Consider the following 17,232-nt stretch of genomic DNA (forward strand, 5'->3'; position numbering starts at 1 on the left):
ACTGGCTCATCTCGATAACTGCAACGAGTGTGTTATCCTGCTCAAAGGCGGTGAGGGACCTGCTGACGTCGAACGGTTGCGACATGGGGTGCTCCTTTGCGTGACCACGGCGCCCGAGGGTGTCCATACCCTCGCCGCCGCTGACCCTGCCGCCACCCCCCTCATAGCATCTGGGTCACCCGCCTTCGCGGGTGAGGACAGCGGAATATAAGGCCGCATTTTCGCGACGCATTGCGCCCGAGGTTTGCTCTTCACTTCCCGCCCTCGCATTCAGAGGGCGCGGGGAAGATCGGGTGCGTGCCCACCATCGGGAAGCGTGCTCGATGATGGATGGTGGGCACGCTTCGCTTTGCCCACCCTACAGCACTACAATTTCCTAAAGCATCGCGAACGCGCTCGAGACCATCGCCACCGGCTTGTTGTCGGCGGCGGAAAGCAGCGTGACCCGGCCGAAGCTCATGGTGCGCCCGAGGCGGACCACGCGCGCATCGGCCAGTACGTCGGAGGCAGACACCGCGCGCATGAAATGCGTGGTCTGGTCGACCGTCGTCATTGCACGGTAGCCGCGGTTGGCGGCGAGGTTGGCGATCACCATCGCGGTGTCGGCGAATGCCATCAGCGCCTGGCCCGAGACCGTGCCGCCATTGCGGCACAGCCGCTCCGAGAACGGCAGGCGCAGGATCGCGCCCGGCTGCCAGTCGGCGGCGTCGCCGGGCGGAGCAGAGTCAAAGCGCTCGATCGACAGGTTGAGATCCATCACCCATGGCGCAAATACCTCGCCGAGCACGCGCGTTGCTTCCGCGATGCCGAATTCGCCCGCTTGTGGCTGTTGTTGCATGAACGTCCGTTTCCTCGTCCGATCTTGTTGTCGGCGCATTGTAGTGGTCATTGCGACGAAGGGAACAGCGGCGTGGGCTGCAAGTCCGGCACGATCCGCAAAGCGATTGGGCGCAAGCGCGCGAAACCCTGCAGGCGTCGAACCAAAAGCTTGTCCGCGCGTGCTTGGCTTGGCGGTTACGTCGGTGGTATCTTTGCCGAAACGCTGAAAGCATCGCAAAGGAGAGCGTCATGAGAATGCTGAGCGCGGCCGCAATGATGGTGTTGTTGATGGTGCCGGCCAACGCGCAGATGACCCCTAATATCAACCTGATGCCGGAACTCCAGTCCAAATCGCCGGAGGAAAAGGAGCAAGAAGCGATCAGGGATAAGGCTTACAAGGACTCTTTAAGGAAGATTCCCGACGCCAAGACCTCTTCCGATCCCTGGGGCACGGTGCGCAGCACCGAGGCGCCCAAGGCCGCGGCGCCCGCCAAGAAGAACAAGACCGGCAGCAGCAGCCAGTAGCTTCCCCGCCAAAGCGGCGGGTAGGATTCGTTCGCCGCTACCCCTATATTTGACCTGTCGTCATCGTGTCTGGAGTTGCGACATGGTCTTTCGTCCGCGCGATCTCGCGAGCCGGATGGCCGGCCGGCGCAAGCTGGGCGACGGCTACCTGCGCGAGACGTTTACGCTGCCGCGCGACCAAGCGAGGTTGAGGGCGCGCGACTTCCTCAACCGCTATCCCAAGGCGGCCTATATGAGTTCGGTCGAAAGCTGGCGCGAGCTGCCCAGTGGCGACATCGAATTCACCATGCGCCGGCTTGCCAGCGCCGATTAGGTGACGCGGATCCACTGGCCCCGGAATTTAACGTCGACTCCTCGATTTTTGCCGGATTCCGATAACCCGGTATTGAGGTATTCCGCCTAGTTCTGTGGGCAGACGCGGGCGAGGAATGGCGGACGCCGTTGCATTCTCCGTCATTCCGGGGGCGTGCAGAGCACGAGCCCGGAATCCATTTCACCCCGGCGCATGCGGTCCGCTCTCGCTCCGCGAGCCCCGGAATGACGCAGACTGCGACAGGACGACCCGACAGGAGAAATCATGGCGAGAGACCGCAAAGACCTTGGTGCCCGCAAGTTCGTTCGGGTCGACTTGCGCAAGCCGGGATTCCTGATTCCGGCGCCGGATGCGCCATGGATCGAGTGCTACATCCTCGACATTTCCGACAACGGTGCCTGCCTGGATGTGGGCGACCTCGCGGTTCCCAAGATGTTCGGCCTTTCTCTCACCGCGGGCGGCGAGGTGCGGCGGGTATGTACGCTGATCTGGCGCAGGGGCGAATTGGTCGGCGTCCGCTTCGTCTCCGCCCGGGAGCTGCGTAACGGCGTGGCGCCGCCAAGTGAACCCGATACCGCTTCCCGGAAGGCCCACGCCTAATTTGCCGTTCGTTTAATCAGTATCCTGCAGCGTCTCGGCCACCAGGCGAATCCGGAATACCGGCTTTTTGGATTCATCCAGCAATTCCATCTGCCACTCGGTGTTTTCGGGCAGCTTGCGGGAAACGTCCGCGATCATGTCGCCACAGACCCCGGTCATTTCCTTCCACGCGGCGTTGTGATCGACAAATTCCGCACCGTCATTGCTGACGCACGCATCCTCGCCATGTCGAACGCTGAAGAAAAAGATCGGCATGGCAAGCTGACCAAATGTAAAATGGGCCGCCGCTGGCCCTGAGATCCCCCATCCGGCGGGGAGTGGATTCCTCGCATATTGAAAGATCAACTCCGGGTTTTTACGGGCCCAAGCACGTTGCCGGGCATATAAACCGGGTTATCGCTTAGATCTAACCTGATGTAGTTGCAGAGAAACTTCTCCGGTGGAAGGCCTGCGGAAGCGCCCGCCGAGCGGTTACTTCCGTTCGGCTTTTTTCAACTCCCGATCAATCCGAAGCTGGACCCGCCGGATGGCAAGCAGATTGAGCCTGGCTTCGGTCTTGCCCGTGACGACCCTGTCGCCGATACGGAATTGCCATTTCCAGATGCCCGGAGCGACCGCCGTCACGGTGTATTCGACGCCCTTGTGGATCATAGAGAAATCCCGCTGCGGCTCCCGAGCGCTTCAAACCGGACCTCTGACTTAAAGTTGCAATTGTTCCAGGCGCTGACAATGCCTTTGCCGCGACGCGCACGGCCGAAATCCGTTCCCGGGTTTTCAACCCCATGGGCGTGACCGAATTCCCCTTGCCGACCCAATTTCCGCGGCGCGCAAAAAGCACTGCGCCGCGCAAGCGGAGTATGGTCGCTTGGCGGCGCAGGCCTATTCCCCGAGTGATGCAATGTCCCAGGCAAGAATTTTGTCGGGGGGACATGAAAAAGGTTCAACGTGCCGAGACAAATTTGCCCGGCGATTGGCACGGATAAGGCTGGGCCGCCCGGGGCCGGCTTCCTATTCCTGCCGCGATGGAGAAGGCTGCCGCGGTGGAATATGGGTTCTCGACGGCGCGTCCGGCCGGACGGGCTGCGGCACCCTTGAGGGTTCCGGCGCACGGCTCAGATTCAACAGCCGGGTGAGGAGATGGGCGCCATGGTGTTGAAGCGTCGGCAGGATGGGTTCGTAGGCAAGGACGGTCACAGGGGCGGTCGTTTGTTTCTGCATGCCGCTGGGCATAGCGTACAGCGCCTTGAAGGACGGTTCAGATGGAGCCGCAAGCACGCTTAAAATTGTAGGCGACGTCACGTCCCGATCTGCGGGTCGATAACGATGAGGCCGCCGGTCCGGCGGCCTCATCGCGAGAGCTAGCCTTTCGGCTGCTCTACGTCGGGCGCCCGGGGGCTGGCGTCGGGCGCCTCTTCACTTCTGGCCCGAAGGTCGACGGCCTTGTCGAGAAAGCCCGCAGCGATCTCCGGATCCGTGGTGGCCATCGCAAATTTGAGAAAGGTTGCCGCTTGTTCCGTGAGGTATTTCTTGCCCGCCACAATACTGGTTCCCCGTTACTACCCGTCACCCTGCCGCACCCGCTGCAATTACGCACTGCGGCGAAATCCGTTCCGGGAAAAGTGCAAAACTATACTTAAGTCGGGTGGGCTCACGCGGATCGTGCGTTCGGACTGGTTGGGGCCGGCGCCGAAGGCGGCAACCTCACGAGGCAGTGGGCGCGGTGTCCTCGCCCAAAAGCTTCCCGGTTTCCTTATGGATGAAGTGAAGCCGGGTGCAGGCGAGGCAGACGACGGACACATAGGAATTGGGCTCGTCCTCCGGCGCGGTCGCCGGAAGCCAATGCTGCACCTTCGTGCCCAGCCGTGGGCATGTGAAAAGGATATGTCGGCCCGTCATTACCGAGAGATATGCAGAGGCGCGGTGCCGGGTCACCTCCGTATGTTTGCGTAGTTGGGCGCAGCGACAGGCGAGGAGCGGGGCGGCAATCTTCGTCAGGACGCACCGGGAGCTGGGTCGGATATTCCTGAGGTTCCGGTATCGGAAACACCGTGGTGTTACGGACTCCAAAAGTGGGTGTGGAAAACTCTATGCTTGATGTCGCCGGGGCTGCTTTTCATCCCGAACCAATTTGTACCGGCTGGGGGCCGCCGAAAGGCGGCCCTTTCAATTCGCGCCGTGAGGCTTTGCGGCGAGGCCGCCAACAGAGGCGGCCTCTTCTTGGGGCGCTAACGGTAGCCCTTGCACTTTGTCTCTTCTTTATACTCGCCGTTGCGCTCCCACTTGCGTTCGATCTTGCAGGGGCCTCGGTAAAATTCCTGCTTGTACTCGCGTGCTTCGTTGTAGCTGCGGCCATAGTAGCCGCCGCGATCATAGCCCCAGCGGCGCTTGCCGCTTTCGTCCTTCCATGGGTCGGCCAATGCCGGACTGGCGAGCATTGTTACGCCGACAACCACTAAGGCCCATTTCATGTGCGCTCCTCCTCCAGGGTTCGGGGCAATGTAACTGGGCGGGGATAAATTGGTTCGAAGACAAAGCAAGACCACCCCCTAAAGGGGCCGCGAGCTTAGCACTCTCGAAAAGAACATATTGCGAACATAGAACAAAGGTGGTACATGGGTTCTTACCAAAATCGAATCCAAAAAGCTGCTCACCGTCGTTTGTCCCGCTCGCGAATCCCCGCCATAAGGAGCACGTATTATGTCCGCCACTGCCCTGCGTATCGTTGAAGGATCCTCCATGGATAAGACCAAGGCCCTGTCTGCCGCGCTCTCCCAGATCGAGCGCCAGTTCGGCAAGGGCTCGGTGATGAAGCTGGGCAAGAACGACCGCTCGATGGACGTCGAGACGGTGTCCTCGGGCTCGCTCGGGCTCGACATCGCGCTCGGCGTTGGCGGGCTGCCGAAGGGGCGGGTGGTGGAAATCTACGGGCCGGAATCATCGGGCAAGACCACGCTGGCGTTGCACACGGTGGCGGAAGGACAGAAGAAGGGCGGCATCTGCGCCTTCATCGACGCCGAACATGCGCTCGATCCGGTCTATGCGCGCAAGCTCGGCGTCAACATCGACGAACTCCTGATCTCGCAGCCCGACACCGGCGAGCAGGCGCTGGAAATCTGCGACACGCTGGTGCGCTCTGGCGCGATCGACGTGCTGGTGGTCGATTCGGTGGCGGCCCTGGTGCCGAAGGCCGAACTCGAAGGCGAGATGGGCGATGCGCTGCCGGGGTTGCAGGCGCGGCTGATGAGCCAGGCGCTGCGCAAGCTCACGGCTTCGATCAACAAGTCGAACACCATGGTGATCTTCATCAACCAGATCCGCATGAAGATCGGCGTGATGTACGGCTCGCCTGAAACCACCACCGGCGGCAACGCGCTGAAATTTTACGCCTCCGTCCGCCTCGACATCCGGCGCATCGGCGCGATCAAGGAGCGCGACGAAGTCGTCGGCAACACCACCCGCGTCAAGGTGGTGAAGAACAAGTTGGCGCCGCCCTTCAAGCAGGTCGAATTCGACATCATGTATGGCGAGGGCGTCTCCAAGATGGGCGAGATTCTCGACCTCGGCGTCAAGGCCGGCATCGTCGAAAAATCCGGCGCCTGGTTCTCCTATGACAGCCAGCGGCTGGGCCAGGGTCGCGAGAACGCAAAAACGTTCCTCAAGGCCAATCCCGACATGGTCGCCAAGATCGAGATGGCGATCCGCCAGAACTCCGGCCTGATCGCCGAGCAGATTTTGGCCGGTCCCGCCGAGCGCGACGCTGACGGCGAGGAGCCTGGCGACGACGAATAAGCTTCAGAAACGCTTCAGGGGTTAAGGCCTGAAACGTGACGGACGGGCGCTGCGGACGTTGAGTTGCCGACGTTCTCAGCGCCCGTTTTGCTGGGTGCTGTGTGTCGAGATGGTGAAAGTCAATGAAGCCTCTGGTCATGACCGGCTGGTTGACGCCGGATTTTCTAAAGAATGACTCCGTTGATCTCGCACTGGATTTAGCATTTTTCGATTTCATCTGGGGACCGCAGCCCTCGCCGGATGAACTCGCAGCTCACCTCGGTCCCCGTACTGCGAGCCACAGCCCCGACCAAGCCACACACTGGTCGGACTGGGGCGGTAGCCAGTGGAAACACAGCAAAAGCAGGAAGCACCGTGATCTCAGCCTGGCTGAGTTCTGCCAGCACTATGAAACCGTCGAACTATGGTTTGACGTGCGGCCGAAAGCGCAGCTGAAATTGATCTGGCTGCTCGATTATTTTCGCTCTTATCCGGAAACCGTTGCCAGGCTGAAACTGCGTCTCGTCGATCTCGAGATGAGCGCGCATGAAAAACTCGGCCGGTGGGATCCGCCGGCGGTTGACGTCACGGAAAGGGAATTGGCGACGGCGAGTGCGGCCTGGCAGGCTTGGCGATCGCCCACGCCGGTTGCCTGCTTCGATCTGCTTGCCAAGGATTTGAGCGCCTTGCCGCTGCTTAAACCCGTCCTGATCGATCTGCTCGAAGAACTGCCGTCAAGTTCGACGGGGCTGGGCGCCTCGGAAATGCGGATGCTCGAGCTTATCGCACGCGGATACTCGCGCACGAATTGGCTCTTCCATCTTTATCAACTGCGGCAAACGCGCATCTTCGGAGAGTGGGAATACGGCTATCTGCTGGACGGACTTGCGTTTGGCCCACGCCCTGCCGTGGCGGGCCTCGACGAGGAGCTGCGCACGCTCGACCGCAAGAATTTGCGGGATCGGCATGCGGCCTATTTGCGAAGCAAGCTCTCGATCACCGAATTTGGCAAAGCGGTTCTCGCCCACAAGGAGGATTTTAGCCGCCACAATTCAATCGACCGCTGGTGGGGCGGCACGCCTGACCAATGACCGGCTATGGCGCTGGGACCCGGTGCTGCTCGTGCCGTAGGGGACGCCACTGTCCGCAGACCGTAGGATGGGTAGAGCGCAGCGAAACCCATCGCATCTATCACCGCAGATGCGGCCCGATGATGGGTATCGCTGCGCTCTACCCATCCTACAACGACGTCACTCCGCCGCTTGCGCGTAATCCTCAACCGGCGGGCACGAGCACACCAGATTACGGTCGCCATAGACGTTGTCGACGCGGCCGACCGGGCTCCAGTATTTGTCCGTGCGCGAGATGCCATCGGGGAAACAACCCGTGGCGCGGCTATAGGGGCGGTTCCATGCATCATCGACAATGTCGTGCACGGTGTGCGGGGCGTGGCGCAAGGGCGAGGCTTCGACCTTCCAGCGGCCGATCTCGATCTCCGTGATCTCGCTTCGGATCGCGATCATCGCGTCGCAGAACCGGTCCAGCTCCGCCTTCGATTCCGATTCGGTCGGCTCGATCATCAGCGTGCCCGGCACCGGAAAACTCATGGTCGGCGCGTGGAAGCCGTAGTCGATCAGCCGCTTTGCGATGTCATCGACGGTGACGCCGCTCGTGGTCTTCAGCGGCCGCGGATCGACGATGCATTCGTGCGCGACGCGTCCCTTGGCGTTCTTGTAGAGCACCTGGAAATGCGGATCGAGGCGGCTGGCGATGTAGTTCGCGTTGAGGATCGCTATTTCAGTGGCGCGCGTCAGGCCTTCGCCACCCATCATCAGGATATAGATGTAGGAAATCGTCAGGATCGACGCTGAGCCGAACGGCGCCGCCGACACCGGGCCGATGGGATGCGGCACCGCGCCGTCGGTTGCGGGATGGCCGGGCAGGTAGGGCGCGAGATGCGCTCTTACGCCGATCGGGCCCATGCCCGGGCCGCCGCCGCCATGCGGGATGCAGAACGTCTTGTGCAGATTGAGATGCGAGACGTCGGCGCCGTAGTCGCCGGGCCGGGAGAGACCGACCTGCGCGTTCATGTTGGCGCCGTCGAGATAGACCTGGCCGCCATGGCTGTGCACGATGTCGCAGATCTCCGTGATATGCTCCTCGAATACGCCATGCGTCGAGGGATAGGTGATCATCACGGCGGCGAGATTCTTCGAATGCTTCTCCGCCTTGGCGCGGAGATCGTCGACGTCGACGTCGCCGCGCGCGTCGCAGGCCGTCACTACCACCTCCATGCCGGCCATGTGGGCAGACGCCGGATTGGTGCCGTGCGCGGAGGAGGGGATCAGGCACACCTTGCGGTGCGGCTCACCGCGCGCGGCGTGATAGGCGCGGATCGCGAGCAGCCCGGCATATTCACCCTGCGCGCCGGAATTCGGCTGCAGCGAGATCGCGTCATAGCCGGTGATGTCGCACAGCCATTTTTCCAGCCGCGCAAACAGCGCGTGATAGCCGGCCGCCTGTTCGCGCGGGGCGAACGGATGGAGCGAGCCGAATTCGGGCCAGGTCAGCGGGATCATTTCCGTGGTTGCGTTCAGCTTCATGGTGCACGAGCCGAGCGGGATCATGGCGCGGTCGAGCGCGAGGTCGCGATCGCCGAGCTTGCGCATATAGCGCAGCAGCTCGGTCTCCGAGCGGTGGGCGTGGAACACGGGATGGACGAGGAAGGCGCTGTCGCGCTTCAGTTCGGCGGGCAACGCTTCGCGCGCGCCCAACTCGACATCTGTATAGGACAGCTTGCCGCCGAAGACGCGCCACACCGCTTCGACCGTCGCAGGCGTGGTCGTTTCGTCCACGGCGATGCCGAGCGTGCCGTCACCGATGCGCAGATTGATCTTCTCGGCGAGCGCGCGTGCAACGATTTCACTCTGCTTCGCGCCCGCGGCGACGGTGATCGTATCGAAGAACGCCGGCGACGCCGGCGCATGGCCGAGTTTTGTCAGCCCCGCCGCCAGCACCGCCGCGCGGCGGTGCACGGTGCGCGCGATATGCGTCAGCCCTTCGGGACCGTGATAGACTGCATACATCGAGGCGATCACTGCCAGCAGCACCTGCGCGGTGCAGATGTTGGAGGTGGCCTTTTCGCGGCGGATGTGCTGCTCGCGGGTCTGCAGCGCCAGCCGATAGGCCGGCTGTCCCCGCGAATCCACGGACAAGCCGACGATGCGGCCGGGCAGCGAGCGTTTCAGCGCGTCGCGCACCGACATGTAGGCTGCATGCGGGCCGCCATAGCCCATCGGCACGCCGAACCGCTGCGCCGAGCCGATGGCGATGTCGGCGCCGAGTTCGCCGGGGGAGGCGATCAGCGTCAGCGCCAGGAGATCGGCCGCAACGACGGCGAGCGCGCCCTTCGCACGCAACGCCGAGATCGCCGGCCGGAGGTCGCGCACCGCACCCGTCGTTCCCGGATATTGCAGCAGGCCGCCGAACACATCGGCGCCTTCGAGGTCGGCGAGCGGATCGCCGACGATCAGATTCCAGCCCAGCGGCTCGGCACGGGTACGCAGAACCGCGAGCGTCTGCGGATGCACTTCCGCATCGACGAAGAACGATTTTGCCTTCACTTGCGAGGCGCGCTCGGCCAGCGCCACCGCCTCCGCCGCGGCGGTGCCTTCATCGAGCAGCGAGGCGTTGGCCACATCGAGGCCGGTGAGGTCGCAGATCATGGTCTGGAAGTTGAACAGCGCCTCCAGCCGTCCCTGGCTGATTTCCGGCTGATACGGCGTATAGGCCGTGTACCAGGCCGGGTTCTCCAAAATGTTGCGCTGGATCACCGCGGGCAAAATGGTGCCGGAATAGCCTTGGCCGATCAGCGAGGTGAACACTTGGTTCTGCGCGGCGAGCTCGCGCATATGCTGGAGCGACTCGGTTTCGCTCAGCGCGGGGCCGAGATCGAGCGGCTGCTTCTGCCGGATCGAGGAGGGCAGCGTCTGGCCGATCAGCTCGGTGAGGCTGTTCGCGCCGACGCTCTCCAGCATCACACTGATGTCGCGGGGCGAGGGGCCGATATGCCGGCGCACGAAATCGGTGGCGGCTGCGGCGGTGGTCTTGAGCGGCGCGTTCATGGGTGCCTCGCTAGAATTTGCAAATTCGGTGTCATCGTCCGCGCAGGCGGACGATCCAGTACGCCGTGACATCAGCGATAGGGCCGAAAGGCCGCGGCGTACTGGGTCGCCCGGTCAAGCCGGGCGATGACAGTGAGTGTATGGTGGCGGAGCGCTTCATCCTCACGCCGTGTGTGCTTTGTACGCTGCCTCATCCATCAGGCCGCCGAGTTCGCTCTTGTCCGCGATCTTCAGCTTGAAGAACCAGGCCTTGCCGCCGGCGTCGGAATTCACCAGCGCGGGTTCGGCGGCGAGCGCTTCGTTGACCTCGATCACTTCGCCCGAGATCGGCGCGTAGACGTCGGAGGCGGCTTTCACCGACTCCACGACCGCGGCGGCTTCGGCCTTCTTCAGGGCGCGGCCGACTTTCGGCAATTCGACGAACACGACGTCGCCGAGCTGCGATTGCGCATAATCGGTGACGCCGATGGTGGCGACATCGCCCTCGATGCGGAGCCATTCGTGGTCGGATGTGAACAGCGTCGTCATGAAAACTTCCCTTTGGCGTTTGCAGGTTCAGCGTTTGTAGGTGTTGGGAACGAATGGCATGGCTGCGACCTGCAGCGGCAGGCGCTGGCCGCGCACTTCGGCGAAAACCTGCGTGCCGTTAGCGGCAAGCGCGGTCGGCAGATAGCCCATCGCAACCGGTGCACTGAGGCTCGGGCCGAAGCCGCCCGAGGTGACGTTGCCGACCGGCTCGCCGGAAGCGCTATCTGCGAATAGCACGGCACCTTCGCGCACCGGCGCGCGGCCTTGCGCGCGCAAGCCGACGCGGCGGCGCGATGCGCCTGTTTCAAACTGTGAGAGGATTTTTTCTGCGCCCGGAAAGCCGCCGGCTCGGGCGCCGCCGCTGCGGCGGCTTTTCTGCACCGACCATTCCAGCGCGCCCTCGACCGGCGTCGTCGTGGTGTCGAGGTCGTGGCCGTAGAGGCAGAGCCCGGCCTCCAGCCGCAGGCTGTCGCGCGCGCCCAATCCGATCGGCAGCACGTCCGGATTGTCCAGGAGTAGCGCCACCAGCGCCTCGGCCTGTTCGGCCGGCACCGAAATCTCAAAACCGTCCTCGCCGGTATAGCCGGAGCGCGAGACGAAGCAGTCGAAACCGGCGACCTTGCGCGGCCCGGTATCCATGAACCGCATCGTGGCGACGTCTCCACAAAGGTTCGCCAGCGCTGATTCCGCCTTCGGTCCCTGCAGTGCGATCAGCGCGCGCTGGCTAAGCGAATCGATGATGCAGGTCTCGGAGAGATGCGCGCGCAGATGCGCCTCGTCCTCGGCCTTGCAGGCGGCGTTGACGACCAGAAACAGGTGGTCGCCGAAATTCGCCACCATCAGATCGTCGAGAATGCCGCCGTCGCTATTGGTGAACTGGGCGTAGCGCTGCCGTCCCGGCCCAACGGCCAAGATGTCCTGCGGCACCAGCCGCTCCAGCGCCAGCGCCGCGTCTTCGACCTTGCCGGATTTCGCCCGCAGCGCGAGCTGGCCCATATGGGATACGTCGAACAGCCCGGCGGCGCTTCGGGTATGCAGATGTTCCTTCAACACCCCGGCCGGGAATTGCACCGGCATCTCGTAACCCGCGAACGGAACCATCTTGCCGCCGCGCGCCACATGGAGCCCGTGCAACGGGGTGCGTTTGAGGGAGGATTTGTCGCTTGCCAGCATCGTTAAGGCCCTCATGGGTTCCGGAGACCAGTCTCCAAAAACCCAAAGAAAGCCCCATCTGTCGCTGTGCCTGAGAGTATTATCCCGTCGGCGGACGCCCTGGGCGCATGTTGCCCGGCGTCTCTTTCCAGATGCTATTTCGTCACGCGGTCCGTTTGCCTGAGAGTTTCCGGGGCGGTTGCTCCTTCGGCGCCGGCGCTTAAGCCGATCTCTCCCGACGTGACGTCTTACAGATAAGAGGGAAACACAGCCCTGCCAAGCCTGTCAACGCAGCCGCAGCATTATCAACGGGACTTGCGCGCCCATCTTGTGTGCTGCGGCAAGCCTATGATCCGCCTGCACAGTTTCTGGACACCGCAGGCCGCCTTGTCTAAAAGCGTTCCGCCGGAAGGTTAAAGGGCTGATTGTAGCCTGACCCGGCCCTTTTTTCCGATTGGATGAACATGAGCGGCGTCAACGAGATCAGGTCGAAATTTTTGGATTTCTTTGCGGAGAACGGCCACGAGATCGTGCCGTCGTCGCCGCTCGTGCCGCGCAACGACCCGACCTTGATGTTCACCAATGCCGGCATGGTGCAGTTCAAGAACGTCTTCACCGGCGTCGAGAAGCGCGCTTACCAGCGCGCCACCACCTCGCAGAAATGCGTGCGCGCCGGCGGCAAGCACAACGACCTCGACAATGTCGGCTACACCGCGCGGCATCTCACATTCTTTGAGATGCTCGGCAATTTCTCGTTCGGCGACTATTTCAAGGAGCGTGCGATCGAGCTCGCCTGGAACCTGATCACAAAGGAATTCGGGCTGAAGAAGGACAAGCTGCTCGTTACCGTCTACCACGACGACGAGGAGGCGGCGCGCCACTGGAAGAACATCGCCGGCTTCTCCGACGACCGCATCATCCGGATCGCGACCTCGGACAATTTCTGGGCGATGGGAGATACCGGCCCGTGCGGTCCGTGCTCCGAGATATTCATCGACCGCGGCGAGCATATCTGGGGCGGGCCTCCGGGCAGCCCGGAAGAGGACGGCGATCGCTTCCTTGAATTCTGGAACCTGGTCTTCATGCAATTCGAGCAGGTGACGAAGGACGAGCGCGTCGCGCTGCCGCGCCCCTCGATCGACACCGGCATGGGGCTGGAGCGCATGGCCTGCATCCTGCAGGGCGTCGACAGCGTCTTCGAGACCGATCTTTTCCGTCATTTGATCGATGCCGCCGCTTCGGCTCTCGGGCATGGACCGGACGAGAAGAACGTCGCGTCGTTCCGGGTCATCGCGGATCATCTGCGCTCTTCAGCCTTCCTCGTCGCAGACGGCGTGCTGCCGTCGAACGAAGGTCGCGGCTATGTGCTGCGCCGGATCATGCGCCGTGCGATGCGCCACGCGCAGCTCCTCGGCGCGCGCGAGCCGCTGATGCATCGTCTGGTCTGGGCGCTCGTGCGCGAGATGGGCCAGGCCTATCCGGATCTGGTGCGCGCCGAAACGCTGATCGAGGAAACGCTGCGGCTGGAAGAGACTCGCTTTCGCAAGACGTTGGAGCGGGGGCTAGCGATCCTCGACGAGAAGAGCGCCGGCCTGAAGAAGGGCGACATGTTCGACGGCGATACCGCCTTCACGCTGTACGACACCTACGGCTTCCCGCTCGACCTGACGCAGGACGCTCTGAAGTCGCGCGGCATCAGCGTCGACCAGGCAGCGTTTTCTGACGCCATGGAGCGGCAGCGCGTGAAGGCGCGCGCATCATGGGCCGGCTCGGGCGATACTGCCAGCGAGGCCATCTGGTTTCCCTTGCGCGAAAAGCTCGGCGCCACCGAATTCCTCGGCTACGACACCGAAAGCGCCGAGGGCGTGGTGACGGCGCTGGTGAAGGACGGCAAGGATGCCGACAGCCTGAAGGCTGGCGAGACCGGCGCGATCGTGCTGAACCAGACGCCGTTCTATGCGGAGTCCGGCGGTCAGGTCGGCGACATCGGCCTGCTGACGGGCGAGGGCGTCAAGTTCCGCGTTACCGATACTCAGAAGAAGGCGGGCGATCTGTTCGTGCATCTGGGCACGGTGGAGCAGGGCACGCTGAAGGTAGGCACCGCGCTGCAGCTCGAGGTCGATCATGCGCGCCGGTCGTCGATCCGCGCCCATCACTCGGCGACGCACCTGCTGCACGAGGCGCTGCGCCAGGTGCTCGGCGACCACATCGCCCAGCGCGGCTCGCTGGTGGCGCCGGACCGTCTGCGCTTCGACTTCGTGCATCCGAAGCCGATCACGGCGGAAGAGCTCGCCCGCGTCGAGGACATCGCCAACGAGGTGGTGCTCGAAAACGACGAGGTGACGACGCGGCTGATGGCGGTCGACGACGCCCGCGAGGCCGGCGCGCGCGCCTTGTTCGGCGAGAAATACGGTGACGAAGTCCGCGTGGTGTCGATGGGCAAGCAGGCACGCGCCCATGGCCAGAATGCGCTCGGCTGGTCGGTCGAACTGTGCGGCGGCACCCATGTGCGCCGCACCGGCGACATCGGGCTGATCTCGGTGACCGGCGAAAGCGCGGTGGCCTCAGGGGTACGGCGCATCGAGGCGTTGACCGGACGTCACGCCCGCAAGCACGCCAATGATACGATGGCGATTGCGAAGACGGCGGCGTTCGAGCTGCGCACCTCGGTCGACGACATGCCCTCGCGTATCGCAGCGCTGATGGAAGAGCGCAAGAAGCTCGAGCGCGATCTGTCGGATGCGCGCAAGAGGCTCGCGATGGGCGGCGGCGCCGGCAACGGCGCAGCAGCGGGCGGCGTGCGCGAAGCCGGCGGCGTCAAGCTGCTGGCCCGTGCGGTCGAGGGCGTCGAGACCAAGGATCTCAAGAGCCTGGTCGACGACGGCAAGAAGCAGATCGGCTCCGGCGTCGTCGCGATCGTCGGCGTCACCGAGGACGGCAAGGCCGGCATCGTCGTCGGCGTCACCGCCGATCTCACGGCGCGATTCAACGCCGTCGAATTGGTGCGCAAGGGCTCCGAGGCACTCGGCGGCAAGGGCGGCGGCGGCCGGCCCGACATGGCGCAGGCCGGCGGCCCCGATGGCGCCAAGGCCAATGCGGCGCTGTCTGCGATCGAACAGGCGATGGCGGGGGCCTAGGGGCGGGCAAGCTGAGGTGTGAAATCGCGGGCATCTTGGCCGCGATCGCCAGCGCTGTCCGCCGCAATGCAATGGCTGATGGATCAACTTGCCGAGCAGGCGCCATCTATCCCGCCCACGAGCGGAACAGCAGAATGGGCTGACGCCATCTGCATTCGTCACGCCGCAGCCTAATTCGTGGTGAGACTGTAGGGAGTCCACGTTGATGGAACCCTCGATGGTGCCGTGGACCTTGCGGGCATCGTTGGTAGCGGCATCCGGTAAACAACCCGATCGCTGGACTTACGCGACAGCCGACTTTGGGCGTTCGAGCGAAAGGTGCCAGCATGACCTGGTCGATGATAAAGCCATCTCCGTTTGCGTCGATCGTCCTTGGCGCGTCGGTTTGCATAGCGTCAGCGCAGGACGCCAAGGTTTCAGTCGACATGATCGGAGTGGGGAGCATGAGTTGCGCTCACTGGCGGTCTACGGAAGAGCATCTGTTGGAGGGGACGGTCTGGATTCACGGTTTCTGGACGGGACTCAATTACGTTGCTGCGGCGAGCGGCCAAACACAGCCGAGAATCAATGTCTCATCGATCGTTGCAGAAGTCGAAAAGGCATGCGCTCGCAAAACATCACAGACCTTAGCCAGCGCTGCATGGACGACGTATCTCGGGGCCAAGCGGTAGGGCGCCGATTATCCGGGCGTATCACCTGGTCAATTGCATTCCGAAGATCTCGCAGGCATCACGGCTTCAGCGATTCCGTTGAATGGTGAACATCCCAATGTAATTGCGGGTCTGCTTTCGTCATTCTGACGCGCCTGCTGGAACTCAGGAGCCCGGGAAGAGTTGGCAGTTGGCCAGTTGAGCCTCGGTCCTGGAAGGCTGACGATGATCCGCCCGATATGCGCCGCCTTGGCGCTTACCTGCCTATCTGCGCCTGTATTTGCCGAAACCTGCATTGCTTCACGCTACGGCTACGGCGGCGGCCGAACCGCATCGGGAGAGCGGATGAATCCAAATGCGATGACCGCGGCGCATCGCGCCAGAGCATTCGGCTCTCACGTCACAGTCACCTCACATTCCAACAGGCGAAGCGTAACCGTCCGGATAAATGATCGTGGTCCGTTCGTGAAGGGACGGTGCATAGACCTATCCGCGGCGGCCGCCCGTGTGCTTGGCTTTGCTGGGATTACGAAGGTCTCTCTCGCTGAGGTAGATAAGCACAAGTGGGAAGCTACGCCGTGAGGGGCTCAAGCGCATCCCCAAGGGGGTGCTCTACGGTCACTTGTAGCCGTCGATACGGTGATCATCGAAGGCTTGTCCTGCAACAACGCCTTGCTGCAGAAGGCCGCGCCCTGTCGGGTTGCGCGATGTCATCGTCATTGTAGCCGCAACGCGAGAGCCAATGCTTACGCCTGGCCGCGATAGTGCGGTGCATCGTTCTGTTGCTCGACCTGTGGCTGGCAATTCGGCCTCAGGGCGAGCATAGTTGCGACGTCACAATTCCGGATAGGTTCATCGGTGTTGATGATGTGGACGCTCCCGGTCAACGCCGGCGATCCCCGGTTCGGACAACCGGAGTCCCGCCATGTCTGTTACGGCTTCCAGCGAAACACAGCACCAACACAGCTTCAATTCTGCCGAAATGGGCGCCATCGCTCATCTCTACCGGGGCGAAGTCTACCGTTCGACGATCTGGCGCACACGCCTCGACAACACGACCAACTGGGCGATCGTCACAATGGGCATCGCCCTGTCGACGACCTTTTCGAGCCCGGAAGCTTCACCGCTGCCACTGCTGCTCGTAGGCCTGCTCATTGCCGTGTTTCTCGGCATGGAGGCGCGACGTTATCGCTACTTCAATGTCTGGCGCGCCCGAGCTCGGTGGATGGAAACGAATTTCTACGCGCCGATATTCACCGGTGAAGCCCGCGATAATAGCTGGCAGGTGATACTCGGGCGCGACTACACGGCGCCTCGCCACCACATTTCATTTGTCCGCGCGGCGGGGCGGCGGCTGCGCCGCAACTACGTCTGGATTCTCGCCGTCCAGGTGATTGCCTATTACGGCAAGATCGCAATCCACCCGACGCCCGCGTCAACCTTGGCGGAATTTGTCGATCGCGCCGCAGTCGGACCGATTCCCGGCTGGGTCGTTCTGATAATTGGCCTTGTCTACAATTTCGGCTGGCTGGCGTTCGCGCTCGGCACGATGTGGCTCGACCAACGCGAGCACCGCGGCGACAAGGTGGCGATGGGTTAGCGCGCCTGCCGCCCGC

Annotated in this window: 16 protein-coding genes and 2 riboswitches; of the genes, 8 read left to right on the plus strand and 8 right to left on the minus strand. The window is 63.0% G+C overall.

Translation table 11 applies throughout. The annotated features are described in order from the left end of the window. Nucleotides 1–376: 376 nt before the first annotated feature. Nucleotides 377–838 (minus strand): PaaI family thioesterase, encoded by a 462-nt coding sequence (locus LMTR3_RS26140; RefSeq protein ID WP_065747889.1) that lies wholly within the window; start codon nucleotides 836–838, stop codon nucleotides 377–379. A gap of 230 nt (nucleotides 839–1,068) precedes the next feature. Here LMTR3_RS26140 and LMTR3_RS26145 point away from each other — a divergent pair, with 230 nt between their 5' ends. From LMTR3_RS26145 to LMTR3_RS26155, 3 genes are all read left to right on the plus strand, one after another. Further along, nucleotides 1,069–1,344 (plus strand): hypothetical protein, encoded by a 276-nt coding sequence (locus tag LMTR3_RS26145; protein ID WP_065747890.1) that lies wholly within the window; start codon nucleotides 1,069–1,071, stop codon nucleotides 1,342–1,344. Nucleotides 1,345–1,426: 82 nt separating this feature from the next. Next, nucleotides 1,427–1,657, plus strand: a complete 231-nt coding sequence (locus LMTR3_RS26150) for a hypothetical protein (RefSeq protein ID WP_065747891.1) — start codon at nucleotides 1,427–1,429, stop codon at nucleotides 1,655–1,657. 264 nt (nucleotides 1,658–1,921) lie between these two features. Next, nucleotides 1,922–2,257: a PilZ domain-containing protein gene (locus LMTR3_RS26155; RefSeq protein ID WP_065747892.1), complete on the plus strand. Its 336-nt coding sequence runs from the start codon at nucleotides 1,922–1,924 to the stop codon at nucleotides 2,255–2,257. Between the two features lie 12 nt (nucleotides 2,258–2,269). Here LMTR3_RS26155 and LMTR3_RS26160 read toward each other — a convergent pair whose 3' ends face one another. The 4 genes from LMTR3_RS26160 to LMTR3_RS26180 form a co-directional block, all read right to left on the minus strand. Continuing rightward, nucleotides 2,270–2,512 carry a DUF6894 family protein gene (locus tag LMTR3_RS26160; RefSeq protein ID WP_065747893.1) on the minus strand — a complete coding sequence of 81 codons (243 nt, stop codon included), beginning with the start codon at nucleotides 2,510–2,512 and terminating at the stop codon, nucleotides 2,270–2,272. A gap of 216 nt (nucleotides 2,513–2,728) precedes the next feature. Beyond that, on the minus strand, nucleotides 2,729–2,908 hold the full coding sequence (locus LMTR3_RS26165) for a hypothetical protein (protein WP_065747894.1): 180 nt from the start codon (nucleotides 2,906–2,908) through the stop codon (nucleotides 2,729–2,731). Nucleotides 2,909–3,615: 707 nt separating this feature from the next. Continuing rightward, complete coding sequence (locus LMTR3_RS26170) at nucleotides 3,616–3,795, minus strand: hypothetical protein (protein WP_065747895.1); 180 nt, start codon at nucleotides 3,793–3,795, stop codon at nucleotides 3,616–3,618. Nucleotides 3,796–4,482: 687 nt separating this feature from the next. After that, complete coding sequence (locus LMTR3_RS26180) at nucleotides 4,483–4,725, minus strand: hypothetical protein (protein ID WP_065747897.1); 243 nt, start codon at nucleotides 4,723–4,725, stop codon at nucleotides 4,483–4,485. A gap of 229 nt (nucleotides 4,726–4,954) precedes the next feature. On the opposite strand from LMTR3_RS26180, the gene recA reads away from it, so the two are divergent. Beyond that, a complete protein-coding gene (gene recA, locus LMTR3_RS26185) occupies nucleotides 4,955–6,046 on the plus strand; it encodes a recombinase RecA (RefSeq protein ID WP_065747898.1) in 1,092 nt (363 codons plus the stop codon). A gap of 122 nt (nucleotides 6,047–6,168) precedes the next feature. After that, on the plus strand, nucleotides 6,169–7,116 hold the full coding sequence (locus tag LMTR3_RS26190; protein ID WP_245320002.1) for a hypothetical protein: 948 nt from the start codon (nucleotides 6,169–6,171) through the stop codon (nucleotides 7,114–7,116). Between the two features lie 159 nt (nucleotides 7,117–7,275). On the opposite strand, the gene gcvP is transcribed toward LMTR3_RS26190, so the two are convergent. The 3 genes from gcvP to gcvT all read right to left on the minus strand — a co-directional run bounded on the left by gcvP (nucleotide 7,276) and on the right by gcvT (nucleotide 11,850). Further along, the gene (gene gcvP, locus LMTR3_RS26195) at nucleotides 7,276–10,149 is read right to left on the minus strand and encodes an aminomethyl-transferring glycine dehydrogenase (protein WP_065747899.1); all 2,874 of its coding nucleotides are present in this window, start codon (nucleotides 10,147–10,149) and stop codon (nucleotides 7,276–7,278) included. A gap of 162 nt (nucleotides 10,150–10,311) precedes the next feature. Beyond that, on the minus strand, nucleotides 10,312–10,677 hold the full coding sequence (gcvH, locus tag LMTR3_RS26200) for a glycine cleavage system protein GcvH (protein ID WP_065728594.1): 366 nt from the start codon (nucleotides 10,675–10,677) through the stop codon (nucleotides 10,312–10,314). 27 nt (nucleotides 10,678–10,704) lie between these two features. Further along, complete coding sequence (gene gcvT, locus LMTR3_RS26205; protein WP_065747900.1) at nucleotides 10,705–11,850, minus strand: glycine cleavage system aminomethyltransferase GcvT; 1,146 nt, start codon at nucleotides 11,848–11,850, stop codon at nucleotides 10,705–10,707. Nucleotides 11,851–11,905: 55 nt separating this feature from the next. Beyond that, nucleotides 11,906–11,984, minus strand: a riboswitch (glycine riboswitch). A 3-nt stretch (nucleotides 11,985–11,987) separates the two neighbouring features. After that, nucleotides 11,988–12,078, minus strand: a riboswitch (glycine riboswitch). A 215-nt stretch (nucleotides 12,079–12,293) separates the two neighbouring features. On the opposite strand from gcvT, the gene alaS reads away from it, so the two are divergent. The 3 genes from alaS (at nucleotide 12,294) to LMTR3_RS26220 (ending at nucleotide 17,216) form a co-directional block, all read left to right on the plus strand. After that, a complete protein-coding gene (gene alaS, locus LMTR3_RS26210; RefSeq protein WP_065748225.1) occupies nucleotides 12,294–14,966 on the plus strand; it encodes an alanine--tRNA ligase in 2,673 nt (890 codons plus the stop codon). A gap of 875 nt (nucleotides 14,967–15,841) precedes the next feature. Further along, on the plus strand, nucleotides 15,842–16,198 hold the full coding sequence (locus tag LMTR3_RS36815) for a septal ring lytic transglycosylase RlpA family protein (protein ID WP_084029816.1): 357 nt from the start codon (nucleotides 15,842–15,844) through the stop codon (nucleotides 16,196–16,198). Nucleotides 16,199–16,541: 343 nt separating this feature from the next. Next, on the plus strand, nucleotides 16,542–17,216 hold the full coding sequence (locus tag LMTR3_RS26220) for a DUF2270 domain-containing protein (protein WP_065747902.1): 675 nt from the start codon (nucleotides 16,542–16,544) through the stop codon (nucleotides 17,214–17,216). Nucleotides 17,217–17,232: the final 16 nt, after the last annotated feature.

Origin of the sequence: Bradyrhizobium sp. LMTR 3 (assembly GCF_001693485.1) — a bacterium.
Taxonomy (GTDB): Bacteria; Pseudomonadota; Alphaproteobacteria; order Rhizobiales; family Xanthobacteraceae; genus Bradyrhizobium.

Excerpts from the sequence above, each read along its gene's own strand:
- gcvH (WP_065728594.1), bottom strand. The coding sequence starts at position 10,677 with ATGACGACGCTGTTCACATCCGACCACGAATGGCTCCGCATCGAGGGC.
- LMTR3_RS26220 (WP_065747902.1), top strand. The coding sequence starts at position 16,542 with ATGTCTGTTACGGCTTCCAGCGAAACACAGCACCAACACAGCTTCAAT.
- LMTR3_RS26180 (WP_065747897.1), bottom strand. The coding sequence starts at position 4,725 with ATGAAATGGGCCTTAGTGGTTGTCGGCGTAACAATGCTCGCCAGTCCG.
- alaS (WP_065748225.1), top strand. The coding sequence starts at position 12,294 with ATGAGCGGCGTCAACGAGATCAGGTCGAAATTTTTGGATTTCTTTGCG.
- LMTR3_RS26165 (WP_065747894.1), bottom strand. The coding sequence starts at position 2,908 with ATGATCCACAAGGGCGTCGAATACACCGTGACGGCGGTCGCTCCGGGC.
- LMTR3_RS26145 (WP_065747890.1), top strand. The coding sequence starts at position 1,069 with ATGAGAATGCTGAGCGCGGCCGCAATGATGGTGTTGTTGATGGTGCCG.
- LMTR3_RS26160 (WP_065747893.1), bottom strand. The coding sequence starts at position 2,512 with ATGCCGATCTTTTTCTTCAGCGTTCGACATGGCGAGGATGCGTGCGTC.
- LMTR3_RS26150 (WP_065747891.1), top strand. The coding sequence starts at position 1,427 with ATGGTCTTTCGTCCGCGCGATCTCGCGAGCCGGATGGCCGGCCGGCGC.
- LMTR3_RS36815 (WP_084029816.1), top strand. The coding sequence starts at position 15,842 with ATGATCCGCCCGATATGCGCCGCCTTGGCGCTTACCTGCCTATCTGCG.
- LMTR3_RS26190 (WP_245320002.1), top strand. The coding sequence starts at position 6,169 with ATGAAGCCTCTGGTCATGACCGGCTGGTTGACGCCGGATTTTCTAAAG.
- gcvP (WP_065747899.1), bottom strand. The coding sequence starts at position 10,149 with ATGAACGCGCCGCTCAAGACCACCGCCGCAGCCGCCACCGATTTCGTG.
- recA (WP_065747898.1), top strand. The coding sequence starts at position 4,955 with ATGTCCGCCACTGCCCTGCGTATCGTTGAAGGATCCTCCATGGATAAG.
- LMTR3_RS26140 (WP_065747889.1), bottom strand. The coding sequence starts at position 838 with ATGCAACAACAGCCACAAGCGGGCGAATTCGGCATCGCGGAAGCAACG.
- gcvT (WP_065747900.1), bottom strand. The coding sequence starts at position 11,850 with ATGCTGGCAAGCGACAAATCCTCCCTCAAACGCACCCCGTTGCACGGG.
- LMTR3_RS26155 (WP_065747892.1), top strand. The coding sequence starts at position 1,922 with ATGGCGAGAGACCGCAAAGACCTTGGTGCCCGCAAGTTCGTTCGGGTC.